Below are 22,433 nucleotides of genomic sequence, written 5' to 3'. Positions count from 1 at the left end.
GGGCAAAGTTGCGCCGGTTCCAAGAGGCTTTGGGAACAGAAGGCGAACGAAACTCGCAAAAACATAGGATTTGCACCACAAAGGTCAAAGGGCCGGAGGTAATCCCCGACCCTTTGCATTTAAAATTAAACCACTCGCTAGATATGGATGGCACGACCATAGGCGGCGAGCACGCTTTCGTGCATCATTTCGCTTAGGGTCGGATGCGGGAAGACCGTGTTCATCAATTCTTCTTCCGTGGTCTCAAGCGTGCGTCCAATGACATAACCTTGGATCAGTTCCGTCACCTCGGCCCCCACCATATGCGCGCCCAGAAGTTCGCCGGTTTTTGCATCGAATACCGTTTTCACAAGGCCCTGCGCCTCGCCCAAAGCGACGGCTTTGCCGTTACCAACAAAGGGGAATTTCCCGACTTTGATCTCATAGCCAAGCTCAATCGCTTTGGCTTCGGTATAACCAACGCTAGCGACCTGTGGATGGCAATAGGTACACCCCGCGATGCTCTCGGGTTTGATCGAATGCACTTTTTTGCCCGCGATCAGTTCGGCAACCATGACGCCTTCGTGGCTCGCTTTATGCGCCAACCATGGGGCGCCTGCGACATCGCCAATCGCGAACACGCCCTCAACGCCGGTACGGCAATATTCGTCGGTCACGATGTGGGTGCGATCGACTTTGATGCCCGCGTCTTCAAGGCCAAGGTTTTCAACATTGCCAACAATACCGACCGCAGAAATCACTGTATCAAACGTGTGTTTCTCAATCTTGCCACCGACTTCGATATGGGCCGTGACAGTACCTTTGCCGCGATCAAGTTTTTTGACCATGGCTTTTTCCATGATGTTCATGCCTTGCTTTACGAATTGCTTTTTCGCAAAGGCCGAGATGTCTTTATCTTCTACAGGCAACACGCGATCCATCACTTCAACGACCGTGGTTTCCGCGCCCAACGTGTTGTAAAAACTTGCAAATTCGATGCCAATTGCGCCCGACCCAATGACCAAAAGCTTCTTGGGCATCCGCACGGGATCAAGGGCGTGACGATAGGTCCAAACCAAATCGCCGTCAGCTTCTAGGCCTGGCAATTCACGTGCCCGCGCGCCAGTGGCAATGATGATATTCTTGGCGACCAGTTCTTCGGTGCCCGCTTCGGTTTTCACGATGACTTTCCCCTTGGAGAGCGTCGCTTCGCCCATCACAACGGTAATTTTGTTCTTTTTCATCAAGCCTTTAACGCCAGCAGCCATCTGGCCCGCCACGCCGCGCGAGCGTTTAACGATTGCCTTGAGGTCAAAGCCGATTTTCTCGGCGGACAGGCCATATTCCTTGGCCCGTTCCATTTGGTGGAAAATCTCGCTTGAGCGCAGCAAAGCTTTTGTCGGGATACAGCCCCAGTTCAGGCAAATCCCACCGAGATTTTCACGTTCAACAAGTCCCACATTGAGGCCAAGTTGCGCGGCACGGATTGCGGCGACATACCCACCCGGACCAGAGCCAATAACAACGATATCAAAAGACTTAGAAGACATGTGGGGTCACTCCGTTTTAAAATGTAGTTCAACGCTAAACTATTTTCCAAAACACATCAATACTCCCAACTCCGCGCCGTACAAACGCAGAGGGTAAACTGTATCAAAGCCCCGTCAAATCAAGCGCTTACCGCTTCCACAGCCGAGGAATAACCGCCCTGCTCAAGGAAGATTGCTTCCTGTTTGAATTCTGGACGGTCCAGCGCAAGGTTGCGGAATGGGAATCGGCCGAAGCGACGAATAACTTCACGATGCGCTTTTGCGTGCAACAATTGCGTGCCGCCCGTTTCGGGCATCCGTTCCGCCATCAACCGCACACAGCGGTCTTGATCGGTCAGGCATTCTGAATGCATCAGGGGCATATACATAAACTGGCGCGCGGGTTCGTTAATCTTCAAATCCCACTTGCGGTCAATCGCCCGTTTTGCTGCGGCATGCGCGTACAGATCCGAGGCAAAAGCCTTTGCCGTTCCGCGAAACATATTGCGCGAAAACTGATCGGTTAGAATGACATAAGCCAAGGTGCCCGTCGGATAGGTGAGCCAAAGCCCAAGTCCGCCACTCATCGCAGACTCCCACGTTTCAAGGGCGAAATCACGAATGCGCACATCCAACTCGTCGCCACCCGCATACCAGCCCTCTGGGCCAATGTCGTCAAGCCAAAAGGCCAGTACTTCTTCAGAGCTCAGCATGGTAAAACCTCCATTGCTTTGAACCAGTCCCCCGAACCCCAAGCGTTGCAAACCTATCTACATTACGCAAGCCAAAACTACGAAACTGAGCGTTCAGCCTCTTCTTCTTCGCGCAATGCTGTCTCAATGAACACTTCTTGGGCTAATTCCACCGCAACGGGGCTTGCTGAGTAGAAAACCGGCGTGTAGTGGCCCGTGCCCTCCAAATGGGAACTCGGACGGCGCGTCATCCGCCAAGCTGCATAAGCCGAAAGGCCTAACATCAGGACTGCGAGATAGGCAAAATACCCCGATGGGCCAATCGCCCCCATGATCCAACCCACGATAAGCGGACCAGAAATGGCCCCAACTCCGTTGACGAAAAGTAGCCCGCCAGAGGCCGCGGCCATGTCTTCGTGCTCCAGAAAGTCGTTGGTATAAGCGATCAGCAGCGCATAAAGCGGATTTGAAGTTCCCCCGATCAAAGCGCCCGCGATGGTCAATAGAACGAAGTTATCGCCTGAGAAATATCCGCAAACCGCCGCAGTTCCGCCCATAAAGGCAACGATCAAAATGAGTCGCCGACGATCCATTTTGTCGGAGACCCACCCAATGGGGTACTGCAAAACCAACGCCCCCACATAGACCGAAGCGACGAAAAACGAGATCTCTTTAATACTTAGACCGGCCTGAAAGCCCCAAACCGCCGACATCCCGAATTGCGCCGCAAAGACGCCGCCCAACAAAAACATGCCAACACAGCCAAGGGGGGAAATATTCCACAGAGCTAAGAGGGACAAAGGCTTGGTGCGCTCAAAGGCTGGGGTTGGGCTGATTGACAAAAGGATGGGCGCAAACGAGATCGAAACGAGCACCGATGGGATCACAAAAAGGATGTACCCTGAAGGCTCCCCAAACGCGAGCAAGCCCTGCGCGGCGACAATCCCGAACATTTGCACCATCATATAAAGGCTCAAGGCCTTGCCGCGATTTTCATTACTGGCAGAATTGTTGAGCCAGCTTTCCGCCGTCACATACACCCCCGAAAAACAGAAACCGATAACCACACGTCCGATGGTCCATGCCGCAGGGTGTGGCACCGTTGGATAAAGGATCAAAACCGCAGAAATAAACGAGCCCAAGGCCGCAAAAACCCGCACATGCCCAACCCGACGGATCATCCACGGCGCCATTCTTGACCCGCCCAAGAAGCCGAGGAAGTAGGCGGACATGATGATCGACATCGAGAAGGTCGAGAAATTTTCCATCCCGCCACGCACGCCCAAAAGGGTGCCTTGAAGACCGTTGCCGACCATCAACAACATCATCCCCAAAAGCAGCGCCCAGCTACTACCCAAGACTTGAAACATGCGTTTCTCCTATTCTAATCTCGGCTACATATATGTGCAGCCAATGAAGTTAGTGCGACAAAAACGACATTAGAGAGTCTAGAAGGGTCGAACTATGAAGCATCCGTCTTCGTTGAGAAACGTCAGCGCCACAAGAGCGAACTGTCGCCATAGGAGAAAAAGCGATACCCCTCGGCGATTGCATGCTCATAGATGTAGCGAATGGCTTTTGGGGTCAAAAACGCCGACACCAGCATCATCAAAGTCGATTTCGGCAGGTGGAAATTCGTCATCAGCCCATCCGCCACGCGAAACTCAAATCCGGGGGTGATGAAAATATCCGTTGGCCCCACCCAAGGCGCAAGCTCGCCCGCGCGCGCGGCGGTTTCGATCAACCGCAGTGCCGTGGTGCCAACCGGAATTACCCGATGCCCCGCCGCCTTGGTACCCGCAATTTCCGCGACGGCTTGCGCCGTCACTTCGCCCCATTCCGCATGCATTTTATGATCGGAAATGTCGTCAACCTTGACGGGCAAAAACGTGCCTGCACCAACGTGCAACGTCACATAGGTTACATCCACGCCCTTTTTCGCCAGCGCCTCCAGCATCTCTGTCGTTAAATGCAGCGACGCGGTCGGCGCGGCAACAGCCCCCTTATGACGTGCAAAAACCGTTTGATAATCCACGTGATCCTGCGCATCGGCGGGGCGTTTGGCGGCAATATAGGGTGGCAAAGGCATCGCACCTGCGGCCTCTAACGCCTCATCAAACGCGCTTCCTTCAAGGTTAAACGCCAAAATCGCCGCGCCATCTTCCTTGGCAATCAGGCGCGCCGAAAGCCCGTCCGTAAAGACAACAGTCTCGCCTTCTTTGATCTTTCTCAACGGCTTAACCAGCGCCAACCAATTGCCATCGCCACGTGGCGCAAGCAGGGTCACGTCGATTTTGGCCTGTGTCAGCCCCTCAACCCCATCACGCGCGCGCGTACCAAACAGGCGCGCAGGAATAACCTTGGTATCATTCAAAACCAGACGGTCGCCTGCGCGAAATTGATCGAGCAAATCCGCGACATGCAAATCGGCAATCCCCGTCCCTTGCGCCACCAAAAGCCGTGCAGCCTCGCGCGGCACCGCAGGGCGCACCGCAATGCGATCTTCGGGAAGGTCAAAATCAAAATCAGACAGTTTCATGGCGGTCCCCAGCTTTGGAATTGCGCGGTTTACTACCTTGATATCGGATTGCCCAGCAGAATCACGCGCCGACCTACTCGGCCTTGGGCGGCGGTCCGTTAAAAATATCGCGAAACATCCCTGGGGTCAGGATAGAGAACGGATTGACGCTGATTTTAGGCGCGGTGGCCGTCCCCGTCATTGAGAAATTGAAGCCAAAGAGCCCCTCGCCTTTTTGAGTAAAAATAGACCCAATCCCATTGAGCACATAAAGCGGACTTAACACGCCCTTCATGGCAATGCGTTGCGAGCCGAATTCATACGCCCCCGACAAAGAAATACCCATGGAGGCGCCAACCGCGCTGCTTTTCATAAGGGTAAGCCGTTCTGGTGTCAGAACAAACTCCGCGACGACCTCATTGAACAGCAGTCCGGAGTCCTCCAACTGGTCCAGCAACCCAACAACACTGATCGCCCCAAGCAGCGACGCCATCCCCGGTGCATTCCGGATGCGCAAATCATTCGCAACAAGGCGGCCCGAATAATGCCCCGCAGGCCCGCGCGGGGCCAAAACCAAATCCATCGCCCCCGAATGCCCATTTTTATAAAGGCCCGCCGCGCGCAAAACCGCTCCCGCATCCGAGGAGCGCATCCGAATGGCCGTTCCACTTCCAGACGGTGCAAGCGTCCCCGAAACCGCCGCCTGTCCATTCACCAAACCCGTGTATTTCCCCGTGATTCCCGATCCGGTCGAAAAATCGCCCTTAAAGTCGGTCAACGACAGGGTGTTCGACAAAACCAGACGATCAAGTCGCAGCGTCAACGGCGTCGCCGCCCCACCACTCCCGCCGCCACTTCCCGAAGGAAGCTTGAAGCTTCGCAGATCAACGGTCCCGTTTACAACGCTAATTTCGGGCTTGCGCCCAGCCCCGCGCCCAACAACGTTAACCCCGACATCCAACCCTTTTCCAAGGCGCACCTTATCTAACCGCGCGCTTTTCAACCCGCCACTTGGCGACATTTCAATCTTGCCCCTCGCCGTCAGACCACTGGCCGTAAGCTCAAGGGACTCAACTTGTGCGGGGCTGCCAAGCACGCCAGAAACCGCGAGCGTCCCCGTTGAATTCTTGGGGTTACTCCAGCCAATTTCGGGCAAACTGATCCCCAAGCGATTTAAATCAGAGGTCATAGAAAAGCGCGGCGGCGTGTCTTTTTGCATGTCGATTTCAATCTGCGCAATCCCCGCCCCAGAGAGCATGTTCCTCGGCAAACCAAGGCCAAACGCGCGCACAAATTCCTGCGAAATTTCGATGTCTCCGGTAACCTTGGAATTCCCTTTATGCTCAGGGCCAAAAAGCTGCTCCCACACCACATTAAAGGCAACTTTATCGGTTTCCGTGCCAATCCGTCCCGGCCCAGAAATGCGAAGCGACTCGGGCGTCACATGCAAATCCAACTGCTCGGACGTCAGTATTTTCGACGGTACAATGCGGGTCGACGTCACGTCCAGTAGCTTGCCCGTAACATCATAGGTCACGTCTTTGAGCTGTACCTTTTTGACGATATCAAAGCTGAACTTCGCCAAGATATCCGCCGTTCCTTGCGCGATTTCAACGTTCTGGCCGGATTTACTCACAAAGCGAAACGGCTCCAGATCCAACAGCGACAGCGCCGTCGAAATCTCTCCGCGGGCCAGCATTTCAATTTCCATCGGTGCGGGGCGCAGGGTCACGTCAGGCATTGAAATGACCGTGCCCGCCACATCAAGACTTCCCGCATTGGGCACCAAAACATGCCCCTCGTTGACGGCAATCGTCATCGTCTTGCCGGTCAGTGAGACATAACCATTCCCGCCTTTTACGGGCGGAAAGGTTTTCAAATATCGCACAGTGGCGTCGGAAAACTCATAGCCAAGCGATGCGCGAAGCTGCTCTCCCGGCGTTTTACGAATGGCCGCGACCACGTTGTAAATCAGCCCCCCCGTTACGTTTTCCATGAGCCATTTCCGCGTGCGCGGCGCGACCTTAACGGGCCAAAGCGCCAAAAGGCTGTCGTGATCGATCGTATTCAGACGCGTGTTTACCCGCACGTCCCAGTCGCCTTCGGGAGCCGAAATCTCGCCATCAAATAAGAATTTTCGCGCGTCAGTGGTCAGGGAAAGCTGCCCAATGGTTGCGACGAAAGGATCAAGTTTCAGGCGAAAATCAAGCGCGCCGCCGTCAAAAACCGCAGGTTCCGGCATCAGATTTCCCGGATTGGCGACCACTTTTGAAAACTGCAATTGCGTAACCATCGCGCCTGGTCGCGCGCCGTCCCAATCCTGCAAATAGGAAAACCCCTCGGCCAAAACTTCCCCCGCATCACTCTTCGCTTGCAAGAGATCAAAACTGATTTTGGCCCGCTTTGGGTCGTAGGAAAAGTATGCTTTTGCCTCGCTAAAGGGGATGGGATGCGCGGTCGGAGTTGGCTGTAATGCGCCCGCGCCAATTTCCAAAGTGCCGTTCAAATCACCAAGCGAACCATCATCCAAAAGTTCCGTCCGCAACGCTCCAGAAATCGGCGCTTCCAAAACGCCAAGCCACGACAGCGCAGGCGATTGCAACGCCACATCGCGCGCCCGCACGTTTTGAACATTGATCATCGCTTGGGCAGCCAAACCAGATTTGGGCGCAGAAAGAGAGAACGCCATCGTTGCAGGGGCGCTGTTTTCACGCGCAAGCGCTAGGCTGGAAATGATGTCAATTTGCCCGCCTGCAAGGTTCATAACCAGCGCGGCTTCGCTCACATTCCACGTTCTACCGCTAAAATCATCGATCAATTCAAAGTCGAAATCCTTGACCGAAACATCTTCCACTTCTGACAAAAAAGGAAATTCAAACAAGGACTTAAGCTCGCGAATGACGTCCTTAAAATCGCCCGATGCGGCAAAGGCATTCTCGCCCCCAAACTGAAGGTTGAACGCGCCATTGCGGTCCCGTCGCAAAACAACCTTCGCCCCAGAAAGCGCGACGCGGCGCGGGAGCAACTCGGGCGAAAACATCGGCGACTCGGCAAAAACCGCGTGCACGCGATCAACTTGCGCCATCGGACGGCCGTCCTCTGTGAGGTAGACCACATCGGTAAAAACAATATCGGGCGCCAACCCGTCCAGCAGTTCCACACGGACGCCGCCCACTGCCACAACCCCTTGAATAACATTCGCATTCAGACGGGTTTCAAGCTGTTCGATCATCCAAACGGGAGCGTTGATCCCGCGCTTCAACGCCCAAAATGTCAGCCCAAACGTCATAGCAACGGCAGCAAAGATCATCAGGAGCGTGGCTAACCCGATTTTGTGGTGTTTTTTAAGGGGACGTCGTTGTTTCGGTTCTTTGATCGCACTACCCTCATGTGGCGGCAATTAACCAAGGTTAACGCCCGCTCGTTTCCCGAATTTTACCTTGCCGCAAAACAGGTTACAACAGGGACGATTCCCTTTGGAGACAAGAAATGCAAAATAGCCCCCTCGCAATGACCAACGCCCCTGACTTCACGAAACCCTTCGTTTCCGCAACCCAGCAAGGCGAAGTCACCCTATCAGAACTGCGCCCAAGCCCTGTTGTTCTATTCTTCTATCCTCGCGATAGTACCGCAGGATGCACCATAGAAGCCATTGATTTCACGTCACTTCTCCCTCAATTTGAGGCCGCGGGTGTACAGGTATTCGGCGTTTCCGCAGACAGCCTAAAAAAGCATGAAAACTTTATCTCCAAACAATCGCTCTCTGTTCCTTTGATCTGTGATGAGGACACGCAGATGTGCCAAGATTATGGCGTTTGGCGCGAAAAATCCATGTATGGCAAGGTGTTCTGGGGCATTGAGCGCAGCACCTTCCTAATTTCAGGCACTGGAAAAATCCTGCGCGAATGGCGCAAAGTTAAAGTGCCAGATCACGCGCAAGAGGTTTTGGACGCCGTGTTAACCGAGGTTAACGGATGAGCAAAACGCTCGCTGAAATGGCCACCGACGTTCTAAGCACCGCCGATGGGCGCGCAAAAACCGCGCTGTCCCGCCGCTATGCTGCCGAATGGGCTGCGGCGCGCCTTGCGGGGAATGCGCCCGAAACTGGCACCGCAAATCCCCCTATGCATCCTGCGCGCCCAAACGAACCTGCGCTTCTTAATCCCCGCGACGTGCCGCGGCGCAAGCCCGGAACCCCCGAGGGGCGGATCGCGATTCTACATGCGGTTGCCCATATCGAGCTCAACGCCGTCGATCTTCATTGGGACCTTCTGGCCCGCTTTGGCCACGTCGAAATGCCCGCTGGATACTACGATGATTGGGTCAAGGCCGCAGATGAAGAATCCAAACATTTCAACCTGATGGCCGACTGTCTTGAGGCACACGGAAGCCACTATGGCGCCCTGCCTGCCCACGCGGGCATGTGGCAAGCCGCCGAGGATACCGCGGAGGATTTGATGGGTCGTTTGGCCGTTGTCCCCATGGTGTTGGAGGCGCGTGGCCTTGATGTCACGCTCGGCATGATCAAAATATTCAAACAGGCCAAAGACACGCAAACTATTGAGGCGCTAGAAGTGATCTATGGCGAAGAAGTCGGCCATGTGGCCTACGGCAGCAAATGGTTTCACTTCCTGTGCGGACGCCACAATCTTGACCCGAAACCAGTCTTCCATACCCTCGTGCGCAAATACTTCCATTCGACCCTACGTCCCCCATTTAACGAAGAAAAACGGGCCGAGGCAGGTATTCCACCGGATTTCTATTGGCCGTTAACAGAGATTAACGACGCTTAAATCTAGGCATTGGCGCCCACAAAATAGGCGAAATTTCGCCGTTTTTTCAGTCAACTCAACAAGATATAGCAAAAAATCTTGATCCAGAGGGTACGAACAGTTAACCCACTCAGGTGACGCCGATTTGGGGAAAATGACACGTCACACTTATGGGGCAGTTACAGGATTTCGTTTTGCGAGCACGTCTATCATCCAAGATTAATTCAGCATTTGAAAAAAGGCTTCCCGAACGGCGGCTTTTCCTAAAATCTGACACTGAAACACGGTTTGTCCGGCTCTCGCCAACGACCCAAGCTGTGGCCCTTCTGGGGTCGGCGAGTGTGATCGCCTGGACGATCATCGCGTCCTCAGTTCTCTTTATGAATAGTATCGGCTCTGGGTCGGTTCGCGACCAAGCTGATCGTGAACAATACCTCTACGAGGCCCGCCTCAACGCCCTTTCCCAAGAACGCGACAGCCGCACCCAAGACGCCCTTGATGCGCAAAACCGTTTTAGCGCGGCGCTCGACCAGATCTCCAAAATGCAGTCGGAACTCCTCGCTCTTGAGGACCGCCGTCTTGAGCTTAAAACCGGTGTTGATGTCATTCAAACGACCCTGCGCACCGCGATCCATGAGCGCGATAACGCGCGGCGCGAGACCGAAGATTTAAACCTCAAGCTGGCCGAAGGCGAGGCGTTTACCCCCTCCGAAGGCGCGCTTGAAGATATCACAGGCACCGTCGATTTCTTAACCGCCGCCCTTGATAATGCCGCAGATGAGCGTGACGAGATCGTGGTGTCCGCATCCACGGCGCAGGCAACCATCGAGGATTTGGAATTCGAAGCTCTCCTGACCCAACAGCGTAATGACAAAATTTTCAGCCAGCTTGAAGATGCCGTTTCTGTTTCGCTCGCGCCCATGGACAAAATGTTTCGCGACGCGGGTCTGTCCCCTGATCGCATGATCGATCAAATTCGCTCCGGCTATACTGGCCAAGGCGGGCCATTAACGCCCCTCACTTTCTCGACCAAAGGCGAACGCCCCGATGCGGACAGTCTGCGCGCCAATACGATTTTGCGCTCCATGGACGACATCAATATCTACCGTATCGCCGCCACAAAAGCCCCCTTCGCCCTGCCCCTCAAATCGGCGTTCCGCTTCACCTCCGGTTTTGGCCCACGCTGGGGTCGCATGCATAACGGCACCGATTTCGCCGCCTCCTATGGCACACCAATCTACACCACAGGCGACGGTGTGGTGATTTCCGCAGGCTGGCTCTCGGGCTTTGGCAAATTGGTCAAAGTCCAACACGAGTTTGGCATCGTCACCTACTACGCCCATATGTCCAAAATCAACGTTTCCAAGGGCCAAAGGGTCTCGCGCGGCGACCAATTAGGTGCTATGGGGAGTACAGGACGGTCGACCGGAACGCATCTTCATTACGAAGTACACGTTGGCGGGAAACCTGTTAACCCGATGAAATTTATCAAGGCAGCAAGTGATGTTTTCTAAAAGCAGAATCAATGATCCGGCCCCAAAAAAAGCTGGTGAACCCGAAACTTTAAATCTGGACGCTTCCACTCAGAAGCCAACAGGCGAATTCAAGCCATCTGCCCCAAAACCAAAGCCGCCTGCGTCAGTTCTGTCGTCTGACCTCACAATCACAGGCAATCTGCGCACCACAGGCGATATCCAAATCGAAGGCGTCATTGACGGCGACATTCGCGCCCATTTGCTGACTGTTGGCGAAGGCGCCACCGTGCGCGGCGAAGTTGTTGCGGATGACGTTGTGGTTAATGGCCGCGTTGTTGGCCGTGTGCGTGGCTTGAAAGTCCGCCTTACCTCCACCGCCCGCGTCGAAGGCGACATCATTCACAAAACAATCGCGATCGAAAGCGGCGCGCATTTTGAAGGCTCCGTTCAACGTCAGGACGATCCTTTGTCAACAGGCTCAGCGCAAAAAGCGATTGCGGCTCCAACAACCCCCGCTATTCCAGCCGCTAAACCTGCTTAAGCCACAAAACTTCCAATCAAAAAAGGCCGCCTGATTGGGCGGCCTTTTGCATATCTAATGGCCGAAAAGCCTAGTCGCCCTGTGCCTCTGACCGCGATTTCCCCGCCACATTCAACGCCAAGGTCGCGGCCATAAACCCGTCCAAATCGCCGTCCAAAACACCCTTGGTGTCGCTGGTCTCATAATTCGTGCGCAGGTCTTTGACCATCTGATACGGCTGCAAAACATAGCTGCGGATTTGATTACCCCAGCCCGCGTCGCCCGCACTTTCATGCGCTTCGTTCACCAGCGCGCTGCGCTTATCCAACTCCATTTGATACAGCCGCGATTTCAACGCCTTCATGGCGATTTCACGGTTCTGGTGCTGGGATTTCTCCGAACTCGTCACCACGATCCCCGTGGGCGCGTGGGTAATCCGAACCGCCGAATCCGTGGTATTCACGTGCTGTCCACCTGCGCCCGACGAGCGATAGGTATCAATGCGAATATCGGCGGGGTTCACCTCAATCTCGATGTTGTCATCGACGACGGGATAAACCTTGATCGAGGTAAATGACGTGTGCCGTTTGGCAGCACTATCAAACGGCGAAATCCGCACAAGGCGATGCACGCCGCTTTCGGATTTCAACCAGCCATAGGCATTCACGCCCGTAATTTTATAGGCCGCGGATTTAATGCCCGCTTCCTCACCTGCCGTCTCGCTTTGCAGCTCAACCTTGTAGCCCTTCTTCTCGGCCCAACGCACATACATCCTCGCCAACATATTGGCCCAATCACAACTCTCGGTGCCGCCTGCGCCAGAGTTGATCTCAAGGAAGGTATCGTTGCCATCGGCCTCACCATCCAAGAGCGCTTCAAGCTCCTTCTGGGCCGCTACTTTCTCAAGCGCGAACAAGCCGTCTTCGGCCTCTTTAACGACCTCCAAGTCCTCTTCCGCCTCGCCCATTTCGATCAACTCTATGCCGTCCGACAGCTCCTGTTGAATGCCGTCAAACGTCGCCAATGCGTCAATCAACATCTGCCGATCTCGCATTAGTTTTTGCGCCGCAGCAGGATCATTCCAGAGTTCAGGATCCTCGGTGCGTGCGTTGAATTCCTCCAACCGATGCGCAGATGTTTCCCACCCCAACCGTTGCTTCAACAGGTCAAGAGATTTTTCGATCGCAGCAACAGAGTTTTGGACTTCGGCCCGCATGGTGCATCCTTTGGATGAGAGGTTTTGTGGGCGGTGGTATCAAACGGCGCGCGGTGAAACAAGGGCGCTTGCCCCGCCTCCCCCCGCGCGCGCGTTAATACTCGCCGCCGCTTGAAATGGTTCCAAAGGTAGCTTTTTTCCCGAAAGTAACCGTATCGCCGGTCGAGGTGCGGGTGGTGGTGGTTTGCTCGCTTTGCCCAACGTCGTCGAACATCGGCAAGTCGCTGCCCATGGCAAAACCTCCGTCAAACGCCACACCAAACAACGGCTCTTCGCCGTCGCGGAAATATTCGGCAACCACATTCGCGCCAGAAGCAGCGTTGTCCAAACGCGCACCAGAGTAGCGATCGATTTTGATAAAGTGACCGCCCGGTGGGACTTTAAACTTCCCGCCACCATATTTTTCGGTGGCCTTTTTCATGAACTGGGTGAACACAGGGCCACATAATGTGCCGCCATATCCGTTCGGCGCCAAGCTGCGCGGACGGTCATACCCAATATAACATCCCGCCACAATATTGCTGGTGAAACCAATAAACCACGCGTCCTTGCTGTCGTTGGTTGTGCCGGTTTTACCCGCCACTGGCACGTCCAAATTCACCCGCCCCGCCGCCGTTCCGCGCTGCACCACGCCTTGCATCATCGAGGTCAACTGATAGGCGGTGATCGGGTCCATGACGCGCTCGCGCCCCGAGCTAATCACTGGCGCCAATCCTGGCTCTAAACTGGCAATGCGACAATCACTACAGGTCCGCTGATCGTGGCGATAAACCGTTTTGCCCCAGCGATCCTGCACGCGGTCAACCAGCGTCGGCTCCACCCGTTCGCCGCCATTGGCAAACATCGCATAGGCCGCGACCATCTTGAAAAGCGTCGTTTCCTCAGCCCCCAAAGAGTTCGCCAAAAACGCGTTCATGTGGTCATAAACCCCAAACCGCTCCGCATAGGCGGCAACGGTTTCCATGCCGATTTCCTGCGCCAAACGCACGGTCATCAGGTTCCGCGATTGCTCAATCCCCGTACGCAACGGCGCGGGACCATAGAACTTATTGCTCGAGTTTTTCGGACGCCAAACGCCCGCGCCCGTTTCCACAACAATCGGCGCATCGATCACAATCGTCGCGGGCGAATAGCCACTATCAAGTGCTGCTGCATAGACGAATGGTTTAAACGAGGACCCCGGCTGGCGGTCCGCTTGGGTGGCGCGATTGAACACCGAATCCTGATAGGAGAACCCACCCTGCATCGCGATCACGCGCCCTGTGTTCACGTCCATCGCCATGAAGCCGCCCTGCACTTGCGGGATTTGGCGTAGGGTCCAGCGGATGAAACTCCCGTCGCTGTCTTTGGTCATCGCGCGCACATAAACCACATCGCCCACATCCAGCAGATCGGACGCTTTGCTCGCGTTTCTGGCGCGCGCACTGCCCTCAAGCAAGGGTCGCGCCCATTTCACATCCTCGGCAGGAATCCAGTGCCCGTCGGCATCATCTTCAACGCCTTCAATCCCGATTCGCGCCGACGTGTCTCCAAGTTCCAAAACAACCGCGACATGCCAGCCTTCGATATCGCGGGCCGTCTTCAATTCGGCGAGCGCCGTGCGCCATGTTGCATCGTCAACCAAGGCCTCCGCGGGAAGCGTTTTCCCCGTACCGCGCCAAATTCCGCGCGAGCGGTCAAAGGCCTCAAGCCCGTTTTGCAACGCCAACGCCGCCTCGACTTGCAATTCCTGATCCACGGTCGCCCGAACGGTCAAACCGCCCGAGAAAAACTCGTCTTCGCCAAAATCGCGGCTCAATTGACGGCGAATTTCATCCGAGAAATAATCCCGCTCTGGCAAGGTAGATTTGAAGCTTTCAAAATCGCCACTTTGCACCGTGCGCAAAGGTTGGGACACGGCGATTTCATACTCGGCGTCGTCTAAATACCCGTTTTCATGCATTTCTTTCAAAACATAGTCGCGCCGGATCATTGCCCGATCAAGCTGGCGAACGGGGTGATAATCCGATGGTGCCTTTGGCAGAACCGCCAAATAGGCCGCCTCTTCGGGGTCAAGTTCGGACAAGTTCTTGTTGAAATAAGTCTGTGCCGCCGCCGCAACGCCATAGCTGTTTTGACCCAAGAAAATTTCGTTCAGATAGATTTCTAGAATATGATCACGATCCAGTGATTTGACCATGCGATTGGCTAAAATGATCTCCTGAATTTTACGTTCGGCCCGACGACCCCCATCCAAAAAGCTGATTTTGGCAACTTGCTGGGGAATCGTTGAGGCCCCGCGCACGTTCGCGCCCTTGGATTCAATGGCCTCAACAATCACGGCGGCAATCCCGCGCACGTCATAGCCACGGTGGGTGTAAAAATTCTTATCCTCGGCCGACACAAACGCCGCCTTCACCACATCGGGAATCTCTTCGATTGGCGCATAAATCCGGCGTTCTTTGGCGAATTCGTCCATAATGCGCCCCGAACCCGCATAGACGCGGCTGATCGTTGCAGGGCGGTAAACGCTCAACGTTTCATGGTCAGGCAAGTCTTGAGAGAACAACAGAAACAACCCGCCGATCAAAAACGCGCCCATAAATAGAGCATTCAAGACGAATGCAAAAAGCCCGCCAAAAAGGGAAAAAACTGCCCGGATCATTCTGTGCCACCTCTTAGTTCACTCAACTCTATATAGGGCGCGCAGAGGAGGGTCAAAAGGGTTCGGCAACTTGCCGCCATCTTTTAACACAATGAATTTCGCCCATTGCAAATTGTCGCTGACCCCGCCAAAGATTGCGGATGCATCCAGATGATATCCTCCCGACGTATGAGGCCCACGGGGCCGGTTTTGCCGCAAATCGCGGTCGTAGCCTCTTTGAGCGCCCATGGCTGGATCGTTTTTTACGATACACGACGGGCCGCGAGTTGCTGGACTTGGGCTGTGGCTCAGGCCAACCCATCGCCACCTACCTCAGCGAGCGTAATCGCGACATCACGGGTGTCGATGGTGCGGCAACGATGGTGAAACTCTTCGCTAAAAACTTACCGGAACAAACGGTTATCCATGCCGACATGCGCGGTTTGGACCTTGGCAAAAAATTTGACGGCATTTTGGCGTGGAACAGTTTTTTCCACCTCAGCCCCGATGACCAACGCAATATGTTCCCCGTTTTCGCCGCCCACGCCAGCCCCGGTGCGCCGGTTATCCTCACGACGGGCCATGCGGAAGGCGAAGCGATTGGCGAAATCGACGGCGGCGCGCCCGTTTACCACGCGAGCCTCGCCCCTGCGGCCTATCGCACCCTCTTTGACGAGGCTGGTTTTGACGTGATCGACTTCATCCCCGAAGACCCCGATTGCGCAGGCCATTCCGTTTGGTTGGCCCGCAGACGTCGCAGCTAATCCTATTGGCGCAACAATCGCGCCTCTGCGGCATCGGTTACTGTCCAGTTTTGCAACGCTTGTAAAATCCCCAATTGCGCCTTTTTGCGCCATTCGGGGTCTTGCAGGCGGTCCAAATCCTTGGGGTTGGAAATAAACCCAAGCTCCACCAAAACCGACGGAATATCCGGCGCTTTAAGGACCGAAAATCCAGCCTCAAGACGTGGTTTTTTATACATCGTCCCAAGGTGCTCGCGCAGCCCAATTACCAAATCATCCGCCAAACGATCCGCACGCGGCGAAGTCTCTGTGCGGGCTAACTCCATCAAAATATTGGCAATAACATCGTCCTGCTGTGATAAATCCACCCCCGCCAACAGATCCGCGCGGTCGTGGCGCTCCGCAAGTTTTTGCGAGGCTTCGTCACTCGCCGTATCACTCAAAGTATAAACGGTGGCCCCCGTCGCGCGCCCTTCCGAAAGTGCATCCGCATGCAGCGACAGGAACACATCCGCCCGCGCCGCCCGCGCCATTGTCACCCGCGTTTCCAAAGGGACAAACGCATCGTCTTCGCGGGTCAACTGAACTTGAAACCCGCCTTCGCGCAGCAAGATTTCCTTCAACTCAAGCGCAAACGTCAGCATCAAATCGGCCTCGCGCACGTCGCCGCGCTCTGCCCCCGGATCAATGCCCCCATGCCCCGGATCCAACACGATCATCACATCGCCCTCGCCGGTTTGACGCCGGATGGGGGTGGCCAAGTCAACAGCCTTTGGTACAGAGAATGCGGCCCCCGCAGGTGCGCCAGACGCGGCGGCAAAGGCCTCCGGTGTCGCGTTTTTCAACAACGCCGTGAACAGCGCGTCTCGGGTCTCACCTACTTTAAGTCCAGCTAAATCAATCACTTGAGGCGAAGTAAGATCAACAACCATCCGTGACCATCCCGCTGAAAACGGCCCCATATGCACTGCCTGCACTTGGGTATCCAAAAGCAGATCCTCCGCCTCCACGCCACTCCAATCCACCTCATTAAAGTCAATAACAAGGCGCGCAGGGTCGGTCAGGGTAAAGACGCGATAGGGCACGGGTTGGCTGAGCAAAAGATCAACCTTCAGCCCGTCCTCCGTGTCAATTATCGCGGATTTTTCAACATCCACCCGCGCCAAAGCATTGAACTCCTGCGCGTGGATCGCACCCGCAAAACTCAACGCGCACAGGGTCGCGAATATCCCTCTCACAAATGGCCTCGCTCGGTCATAAACTTGCGCAAACGGGCCAAACCTTCTTTGATATCCGCCGTGCTGCGGGCATAGGAAAACCGCATCCATTGTGCGCCCCGTCCCGCGTCAAAATCCAATCCGGGTGTCACAGAAACCCCCGCTTTTTCCAGTATTTCCTGTGAAAACGCGAGGCTGTTATCGGTAAACTCGCTCACCTCTGCATAGATATAAAACGCGCCATCTGGCGGCGCAAACCGCGTGAAACCCGCCTTTGGTAATTCCTCCAACATCAGCGCGCGATTGGCCGAATAGACCTCAAGGTTTGCGTCAAGTTCCGCGTCACATCCCAACGCGCCAAGCGCTGCTATCTGCGCCGCATGCGGGGCGCAAATGAACATATTCTGCGCCAAACGTTCCACCGTGCGCACATGATCTTGCGGCACAACCATCCAGCCGATGCGCCACCCCGTCATCGAGAAATACTTGGAAAACGAGTTGATTACATAGACATCATCACTCAACTCAAGCGCCGAAACCGCCCGCTCGCCATGGTGAATCCCGTGGTAAATTTCGTCGGAAATAAAGGCGGTATCGGTTGCAGCACAACTCTCGATCAACGCCGCCAATGCCGCGCGCGATAGGATGGTACCACTCGGATTAGACGGGCTGGCCACGATCAACCCCTTGAGGTCCCGCCCCACAAGATCATCAGGAACCGGCTGAAAACGGTTGGCCTCGGAGGTTTCAAATCCAACGTCCGTCAGGCTCAAAGCCCGCAAAATCTGGCGATATGATGGATAGCCAGGCAAACCCAAACCCACTCGGTCTCCAGCATCAAACAGCGCCGTAAACGCAAGTAAAAACCCCGCCGACGAGCCCGATGTCACGACGATCCGCGCAGGCGAAACCGTCACCCCGTACCACTTCTGATAGAGCGCCGCGATTCCTTCGCGCAACGCCAGAAGCCCAAGCGCCGATGTATATCCAAGCGGGCTTTCTTCCATCGCAGCCGCCAAAGCCGCCCGCGCCCCCGCAGGGGCAGGCGTGCCCGGTTGCCCGACCTCCATATGGATAATATGGCGCCCATTCGCCTCCGCTTGCGTCGCGGCCTCCATCACATCCATAACAATAAAGGGATCAACCTGTGAACGCCTTGAAACCTGCATCATTTTATCCTTATGCTCGCTTACGTCTTTGTCCCAATGAAAGCCTCAAAGGTCAATGCAAGCATTTTTCCGAATCCCGTTTTTTCGCCTTCTCTTCGTGCTGCTTCTCTGTTTACAGCCGTTTTCCGCCCGCGCCGCGTCGCTGATCCGCGATCCCGACATTGAACAAGCCCTCCATCGCTTGGCCACCCCCGTTTTAGTGGCCGCCGGACTCAATCCCGGGCGCATTCAAATCTTGTTGATCAACGATAAATCAATGAACGCCTTTGTGATTGATCAGAACCATATTTTCATCCACACGGGCCTGATGTTGCGCATAAAATCCGCCGCCCAAATCCAAGGGGTGATCGCCCATGAAGCAGCGCATATTGCCAATGGTCACATCACTCAACGCATTGTTTTGGCTGATGGAATTTCCGCCGTTGCCGGAATCGGGATAATTTTGGGCGTCGCGATTGCCGCCTCCACGGGGCGGCCGGATGCAGGGGCCGCAGTAGCCGCAGGCGTGGCCTCCTCCGCGCAACGGTCCTTCCTCACCCACACCCGCGCCGAGGAAGCGAGCGCCGACCAATCCGGATTTCGCTACACCGCAAGTGCGGGTGTTGATCCCGCCGCAATGATCGAAGTTCTCAATCTTTTCAAGGGACAAGAGGTCCTCGGAACCTCCCGCCAAGACGCCTATGTGCGCAGCCACCCCCTCACCAGCCAACGCCTGCGCGCCGCCCGTGGATTCGCCGCCGCCTACGGTGGAAATGTCAAAGACAGCCGCGAAGCCGACTATTGGTTTGCCCGCGCCAAAAGCAAACTCGCAGCCTTCCTACAAAACCCGCAAGCCGAACGGCGCAAACTCAAAGCCTCCGACACGGGCGAGATCGCGCAGATGGTCCGCGCGATCACCTACCATCGCCAAGCTAATGCAAACAAAGCGCTTTCCGCGATGAATAGCGTTCTCGCGGCCCGCCCGAATGACCCCTACTATCGCGAATTACAGGCGCAAATACTGATGGAATCTCGCCAGTTTGATGCGGCCCTCGGCGCCTATGCTATGGCCCTCAACGGCGCGCCAAAAAACGCGATCATCATGGCGGGATACGGGCGGGCGCTGTTGGCTGCAGGTGGATCAGCAAACGAAGCTAAAGCGTTGAATGTCCTGATAAAAGCCCGAGCTCTGGATGGCCAAGACCCGCGCCTTTTGCGTGATCTTGCCGTGGCCTATGCCAAGGCGAAACAGCCCGGAATGGCGTCCCTCGTGACGGCAGAGCGCTTTGCGCTGGACGGTAAATTCAAAGACGCCGCCATTCACGCCAAACGCGCCGCAGACCAGCTCCCGCATGGATCGACCGGTGCGCGCCAAGCACAAGACATTCTATTCACCGCCGAACGCCTTGAGAAGAAAGGAAAAAATAGAAACTAAGCCTCAACCTCGTCCAAAGCAGCCTGTGCATCCAACGCCGCAGCCTTTGCCTCGACTTGCTCCACGATCTCTTCGATCATCGCCTCATTGCTGAGTTTGTGGCTTTGTTTTCCGGCCAAATAGACCATGCCACTGCCCGCGCCGCCGCCGGTAAATCCGATGTCTGTCATCAGGGCTTCCCCCGGACCATTCACCACACAGCCGATAATCGACAGGCTCAAACTGGTGGAAATATGCGCCAAGCGCTCCTCCAGCGTTTGGACGGTTTTGATCACATCAAAACCCTGCCGCGCACAGCTTGGACAGGAAATAATCGTCACCCCGCGATGGCGCAAACCAAGAGATTTGAGCATTTCAAAGCCCACTTTCACCTCTTCAACAGGGTCCGCCGACAGGCTCACACGGATGGTGTCGCCAATCCCGCTCCACAACAGGCTGCCCATGCCGACCGCGCTTTTGACGGTACCTGACATCAAGCCGCCCGCCTCGGTGATGCCCAAGTGAATGGGCGCGTCGGTCTCTTCGGCAAGCGCCTGATAGGCGGCGGCCGCAAGGAAAACATCGCTGGCTTTGACCGAGATTTTGAACTCGTGGAAGTCATTGTCTTGCAGGATTTTGATGTGATCCATGCCGCTTTCGACCATCGCCTCTGGGCAAGGTTCGGCATATTTTTCAAGCAGATGGCGCTCAAGGCTTCCCGCATTCACCCCAATCCGAATGGAGCAACCATAGTCGCGCGCGGCCTTAATGACTTCGCGCACCCGCTCTTGGCTACCGATATTTCCGGGGTTGATCCGCAGACACGCAGCCCCCGCTTCGGCGGCTTCAATCGCGCGTTTATAATGGAAATGGATGTCGGCCACGATCGGCACTGGGCTTTGCTTACAAATTTCACGCAGCGCCGCCGTGCTCTCCTGATCGGGGGCCGAAACCCGCACAATATCGGCTCCGGCCTCGGCGGCGGCGTTGATCTGGGCCAAAGTCGCTTTCACGTCGGTCGTGAGAGTGTTGGTCATGGTTTGCACCGTGATCGGCGCATCGCCGCCCACAGGCACATTTCCCACCATAATTTGCCGAGACTTGCGCCGATAAATATTCCGCCAAGGGCGCACAGGATTGAGCGACATCTATATTCTCCGCATTGGGGGCCGTTTTTGGCGCATTCCGATGGTGTTTAGATAAGGCTTCGCGCAAGCACTGACAACTGCAAGCACGCAAATCGGACCTTCAATTTTGTGTGGGGAGGTGCCGAAATTATTCTACTGCGGCCAAAGCGACGTATTTTGCCAAATCTTGATCGGCGTTCATATCCGCAACCTTATAGGCTTCGCTCAGCGAGTCCTGTGCCAAAACCACTTTTGACGCGACCGAACCCGCGCGCCCTGCGGGACCATAGGTTTCGCCGTTGACGCCGAAGTAAACCGACCCAGAATTCCCCGCGCGTAGCATAGGCGGCACTTCCGTTGCCGGAATGATAAATTCTTCGCCTGTGTCGAGAATTTTCTCAAAGATAACAGTGCCATCCGCCGCTGAAACCCGCACCCACGCTGGGCGCACCGCGAAAATCTTTAACTCTGGCGAAGCTTCTGCAATGACCTGAACTTCGCTCTCTTCAATCGCCGCCAAGGCGGCTTCTACATTGCTCGCAAGGACGGTCGCAGCGCTTCTAAATGCATCGGGGGACAGGGCCGAAATCGGCCCATCACGCGCGATCAAAACCGGCACCGCGAGCGCCTCTGGACGGTACAGGCGCGTCAGGGCGTCTGTTGGTAAATCTGATGCGTTATCAGTTACTTGCGTCGGCAACACGTCTTCGGAAAATCCGGAGGACCCACCGCGTAAAGGATCTAGGGAGGAGCCCACACCCGAAGCTTCTGTCAAAGGCGCAAATTGCACGCGCTGCACTTCCTGCAGCACGGAATATCCGCCGTAACCAAGTCCCGCGATCAACACAATCAAAACCGCGACAGAGCCAATGGCTGCGGGTTCGATTTTGGACAGCATGGCCTCGCCACGCGGCACAAAAGAGGCGTTGGGGTTGGCAAAGGGGTCTTTGCCCTCAAATTTACGCGCCCGACGTTCCGCCTTGAGCGCCGCCGCACTGGAGGCCTCGGCGGACATGCCATGCACGGTTTCGAAATTCGCTTCTACACAGAAGGTCGTGTAGGCCCATTCGGGGTCCATCCCAAGATAGCGCGCATAAGAGCGCACGTACCCGGCAATAAATCCGGGAGTTTCAAAAGCAAGGGGGTCGGCATTTTCAATTGCGGCGATATAGGTCGCTTTGACCTTAAGCTCGCGTTGAACATCTAGAAGGGATTTGCCCAGAGTCGCCCGCTCTCCGCGCATAAGATCGCCGAGTCGCAACTCATATGAGTCAAAGCCGGATGTCCCTTCCTCTTTGACCGATTTCGGCGAAAGAATGCGCCTAATCATCTGCCCTGCCCTAACGTTCAAATTGCCCCAGTGGTCATTTCCTAGCCGAGTTTGATTCGCCTGAAATCCCGTGTCTAGATAACCTCTTGACGATTATCTTAGCACAGCACAATCGATTCTGCACGTTTCT

The 22,433-nt window shown here is 55.4% G+C and carries 17 protein-coding genes; 6 read left to right on the top strand and 11 right to left on the bottom strand.

The genetic code is table 11. From position 1 onward, the window contains the following. Positions 1 to 137 precede the first annotated feature (137 nt). The 5 genes from lpdA to RC74_RS15170 form a co-directional block, all read right to left on the bottom strand. The gene (gene lpdA, locus RC74_RS15190; protein WP_039002099.1) at positions 138 to 1,529 is read right to left on the bottom strand and encodes a dihydrolipoyl dehydrogenase; all 1,392 of its coding nucleotides are present in this window, start codon (positions 1,527 to 1,529) and stop codon (positions 138 to 140) included. 119 nt (positions 1,530 to 1,648) lie between these two features. Next, entirely contained in the window at positions 1,649 to 2,221 is a 573-nt protein-coding gene (locus RC74_RS15185; RefSeq protein WP_039002098.1) for a DUF924 family protein, read from the bottom strand. Between the two features lie 77 nt (positions 2,222 to 2,298). Then, positions 2,299 to 3,570, bottom strand: coding sequence for an MFS transporter (locus RC74_RS15180; protein WP_039002097.1), 1,272 nt, complete (start codon positions 3,568 to 3,570; stop codon positions 2,299 to 2,301). A gap of 122 nt (positions 3,571 to 3,692) precedes the next feature. Further along, positions 3,693 to 4,739 carry a tRNA preQ1(34) S-adenosylmethionine ribosyltransferase-isomerase QueA gene (gene queA, locus RC74_RS15175; protein ID WP_039002096.1) on the bottom strand — a complete coding sequence of 349 codons (1,047 nt, stop codon included), beginning with the start codon at positions 4,737 to 4,739 and terminating at the stop codon, positions 3,693 to 3,695. Positions 4,740 to 4,812: 73 nt separating this feature from the next. Beyond that, positions 4,813 to 8,028 carry a hypothetical protein gene (locus RC74_RS15170; RefSeq protein WP_156477491.1) on the bottom strand — a complete coding sequence of 1,072 codons (3,216 nt, stop codon included), beginning with the start codon at positions 8,026 to 8,028 and terminating at the stop codon, positions 4,813 to 4,815. Positions 8,029 to 8,207: 179 nt separating this feature from the next. On the opposite strand from RC74_RS15170, the gene RC74_RS15165 reads away from it, so the two are divergent. From RC74_RS15165 to RC74_RS15150, 4 genes are all read left to right on the top strand, one after another. Beyond that, positions 8,208 to 8,696 carry a peroxiredoxin gene (locus RC74_RS15165; protein WP_369756035.1) on the top strand — a complete coding sequence of 163 codons (489 nt, stop codon included), beginning with the start codon at positions 8,208 to 8,210 and terminating at the stop codon, positions 8,694 to 8,696. Next, entirely contained in the window at positions 8,693 to 9,511 is an 819-nt protein-coding gene (locus RC74_RS15160; protein ID WP_039002094.1) for a ferritin-like domain-containing protein, read from the top strand. Before RC74_RS15165 ends, RC74_RS15160 begins: the two co-directional genes overlap by 4 nt. Positions 9,512 to 9,684: 173 nt before the next feature. Beyond that, positions 9,685 to 11,004: a M23 family metallopeptidase gene (locus RC74_RS15155; RefSeq protein WP_039002158.1), complete on the top strand. Its 1,320-nt coding sequence runs from the start codon at positions 9,685 to 9,687 to the stop codon at positions 11,002 to 11,004. Then, positions 10,994 to 11,506: a bactofilin family protein gene (locus RC74_RS15150; protein ID WP_039002093.1), complete on the top strand. Its 513-nt coding sequence runs from the start codon at positions 10,994 to 10,996 to the stop codon at positions 11,504 to 11,506. Before RC74_RS15155 ends, RC74_RS15150 begins: the two co-directional genes overlap by 11 nt. A gap of 70 nt (positions 11,507 to 11,576) precedes the next feature. Here the strand turns inward: RC74_RS15150 and prfB are convergent, their stop codons facing one another. Further along, on the bottom strand, positions 11,577 to 12,701 hold the full coding sequence (gene prfB, locus RC74_RS15145; protein ID WP_039002092.1) for a peptide chain release factor 2: 1,125 nt from the start codon (positions 12,699 to 12,701) through the stop codon (positions 11,577 to 11,579). A 94-nt stretch (positions 12,702 to 12,795) separates the two neighbouring features. Continuing rightward, positions 12,796 to 15,345 (bottom strand): penicillin-binding protein 1A, encoded by a 2,550-nt coding sequence (locus RC74_RS15140; RefSeq protein WP_039002091.1) that lies wholly within the window; start codon positions 15,343 to 15,345, stop codon positions 12,796 to 12,798. A gap of 140 nt (positions 15,346 to 15,485) precedes the next feature. On the opposite strand from RC74_RS15140, the gene RC74_RS15135 reads away from it, so the two are divergent. Next, positions 15,486 to 16,088 carry a class I SAM-dependent DNA methyltransferase gene (locus RC74_RS15135; RefSeq protein ID WP_039002090.1) on the top strand — a complete coding sequence of 201 codons (603 nt, stop codon included), beginning with the start codon at positions 15,486 to 15,488 and terminating at the stop codon, positions 16,086 to 16,088. Positions 16,089 to 16,090: 2 nt separating this feature from the next. Here the strand turns inward: RC74_RS15135 and RC74_RS15130 are convergent, their stop codons facing one another. Both RC74_RS15130 and RC74_RS15125 read right to left on the bottom strand, forming a co-directional pair. Next, on the bottom strand, positions 16,091 to 17,305 hold the full coding sequence (locus tag RC74_RS15130) for an N-acetylmuramoyl-L-alanine amidase (protein ID WP_052274806.1): 1,215 nt from the start codon (positions 17,303 to 17,305) through the stop codon (positions 16,091 to 16,093). Beyond that, positions 17,302 to 18,453: a pyridoxal phosphate-dependent aminotransferase gene (locus RC74_RS15125; RefSeq protein ID WP_039002156.1), complete on the bottom strand. Its 1,152-nt coding sequence runs from the start codon at positions 18,451 to 18,453 to the stop codon at positions 17,302 to 17,304. Before RC74_RS15125 ends, RC74_RS15130 begins: the two co-directional genes overlap by 4 nt. Positions 18,454 to 18,508: 55 nt before the next feature. On the opposite strand from RC74_RS15125, the gene RC74_RS15120 reads away from it, so the two are divergent. Next, positions 18,509 to 19,867 carry a M48 family metalloprotease gene (locus RC74_RS15120; protein ID WP_039002089.1) on the top strand — a complete coding sequence of 453 codons (1,359 nt, stop codon included), beginning with the start codon at positions 18,509 to 18,511 and terminating at the stop codon, positions 19,865 to 19,867. Here RC74_RS15120 and ispG read toward each other — a convergent pair. Beyond that, the gene (gene ispG, locus RC74_RS15115; protein WP_039002088.1) at positions 19,864 to 20,994 is read right to left on the bottom strand and encodes a flavodoxin-dependent (E)-4-hydroxy-3-methylbut-2-enyl-diphosphate synthase; all 1,131 of its coding nucleotides are present in this window, start codon (positions 20,992 to 20,994) and stop codon (positions 19,864 to 19,866) included. The genes RC74_RS15120 and ispG overlap by 4 nt on opposite strands. A gap of 127 nt (positions 20,995 to 21,121) precedes the next feature. After that, a complete protein-coding gene (locus tag RC74_RS15110) occupies positions 21,122 to 22,303 on the bottom strand; it encodes a helix-turn-helix domain-containing protein (protein WP_039002087.1) in 1,182 nt (393 codons plus the stop codon). Between the last annotated feature and the right edge of the window lie 130 nt (positions 22,304 to 22,433).

Origin of the sequence: Falsihalocynthiibacter arcticus (assembly GCF_000812665.2) — a bacterium.
GTDB classification, from domain to species: domain Bacteria; phylum Pseudomonadota; class Alphaproteobacteria; order Rhodobacterales; family Rhodobacteraceae; genus Falsihalocynthiibacter; species Falsihalocynthiibacter arcticus.
The sequence above is the reverse complement of the archived record's forward strand: the minus strand, read 5'-3'. Positions and strand labels throughout refer to the sequence as shown.

Coding starts and splice junctions, on each gene's coding strand:
- RC74_RS15180 (WP_039002097.1), bottom strand. CDS start 3,570: ATGTTTCAAGTCTTGGGTAGTAGCTGGGCGCTGCTTTTGGGGATGATG.
- RC74_RS15170 (WP_156477491.1), bottom strand. CDS start 8,028: ATGATCTTTGCTGCCGTTGCTATGACGTTTGGGCTGACATTTTGGGCG.
- RC74_RS15140 (WP_039002091.1), bottom strand. CDS start 15,345: ATGATCCGGGCAGTTTTTTCCCTTTTTGGCGGGCTTTTTGCATTCGTC.
- lpdA (WP_039002099.1), bottom strand. CDS start 1,529: ATGTCTTCTAAGTCTTTTGATATCGTTGTTATTGGCTCTGGTCCGGGT.
- prfB (WP_039002092.1), bottom strand. CDS start 12,701: ATGCGGGCCGAAGTCCAAAACTCTGTTGCTGCGATCGAAAAATCTCTT.
- RC74_RS15135 (WP_039002090.1), top strand. CDS start 15,486: ATGCATCCAGATGATATCCTCCCGACGTATGAGGCCCACGGGGCCGGT.
- RC74_RS15150 (WP_039002093.1), top strand. CDS start 10,994: ATGTTTTCTAAAAGCAGAATCAATGATCCGGCCCCAAAAAAAGCTGGT.
- RC74_RS15185 (WP_039002098.1), bottom strand. CDS start 2,221: ATGCTGAGCTCTGAAGAAGTACTGGCCTTTTGGCTTGACGACATTGGC.
- ispG (WP_039002088.1), bottom strand. CDS start 20,994: ATGTCGCTCAATCCTGTGCGCCCTTGGCGGAATATTTATCGGCGCAAG.
- RC74_RS15160 (WP_039002094.1), top strand. CDS start 8,693: ATGAGCAAAACGCTCGCTGAAATGGCCACCGACGTTCTAAGCACCGCC.
- RC74_RS15120 (WP_039002089.1), top strand. CDS start 18,509: ATGCAAGCATTTTTCCGAATCCCGTTTTTTCGCCTTCTCTTCGTGCTG.
- RC74_RS15110 (WP_039002087.1), bottom strand. CDS start 22,303: ATGATTAGGCGCATTCTTTCGCCGAAATCGGTCAAAGAGGAAGGGACA.
- queA (WP_039002096.1), bottom strand. CDS start 4,739: ATGAAACTGTCTGATTTTGATTTTGACCTTCCCGAAGATCGCATTGCG.
- RC74_RS15165 (WP_369756035.1), top strand. CDS start 8,208: ATGCAAAATAGCCCCCTCGCAATGACCAACGCCCCTGACTTCACGAAA.
- RC74_RS15125 (WP_039002156.1), bottom strand. CDS start 18,453: ATGCAGGTTTCAAGGCGTTCACAGGTTGATCCCTTTATTGTTATGGAT.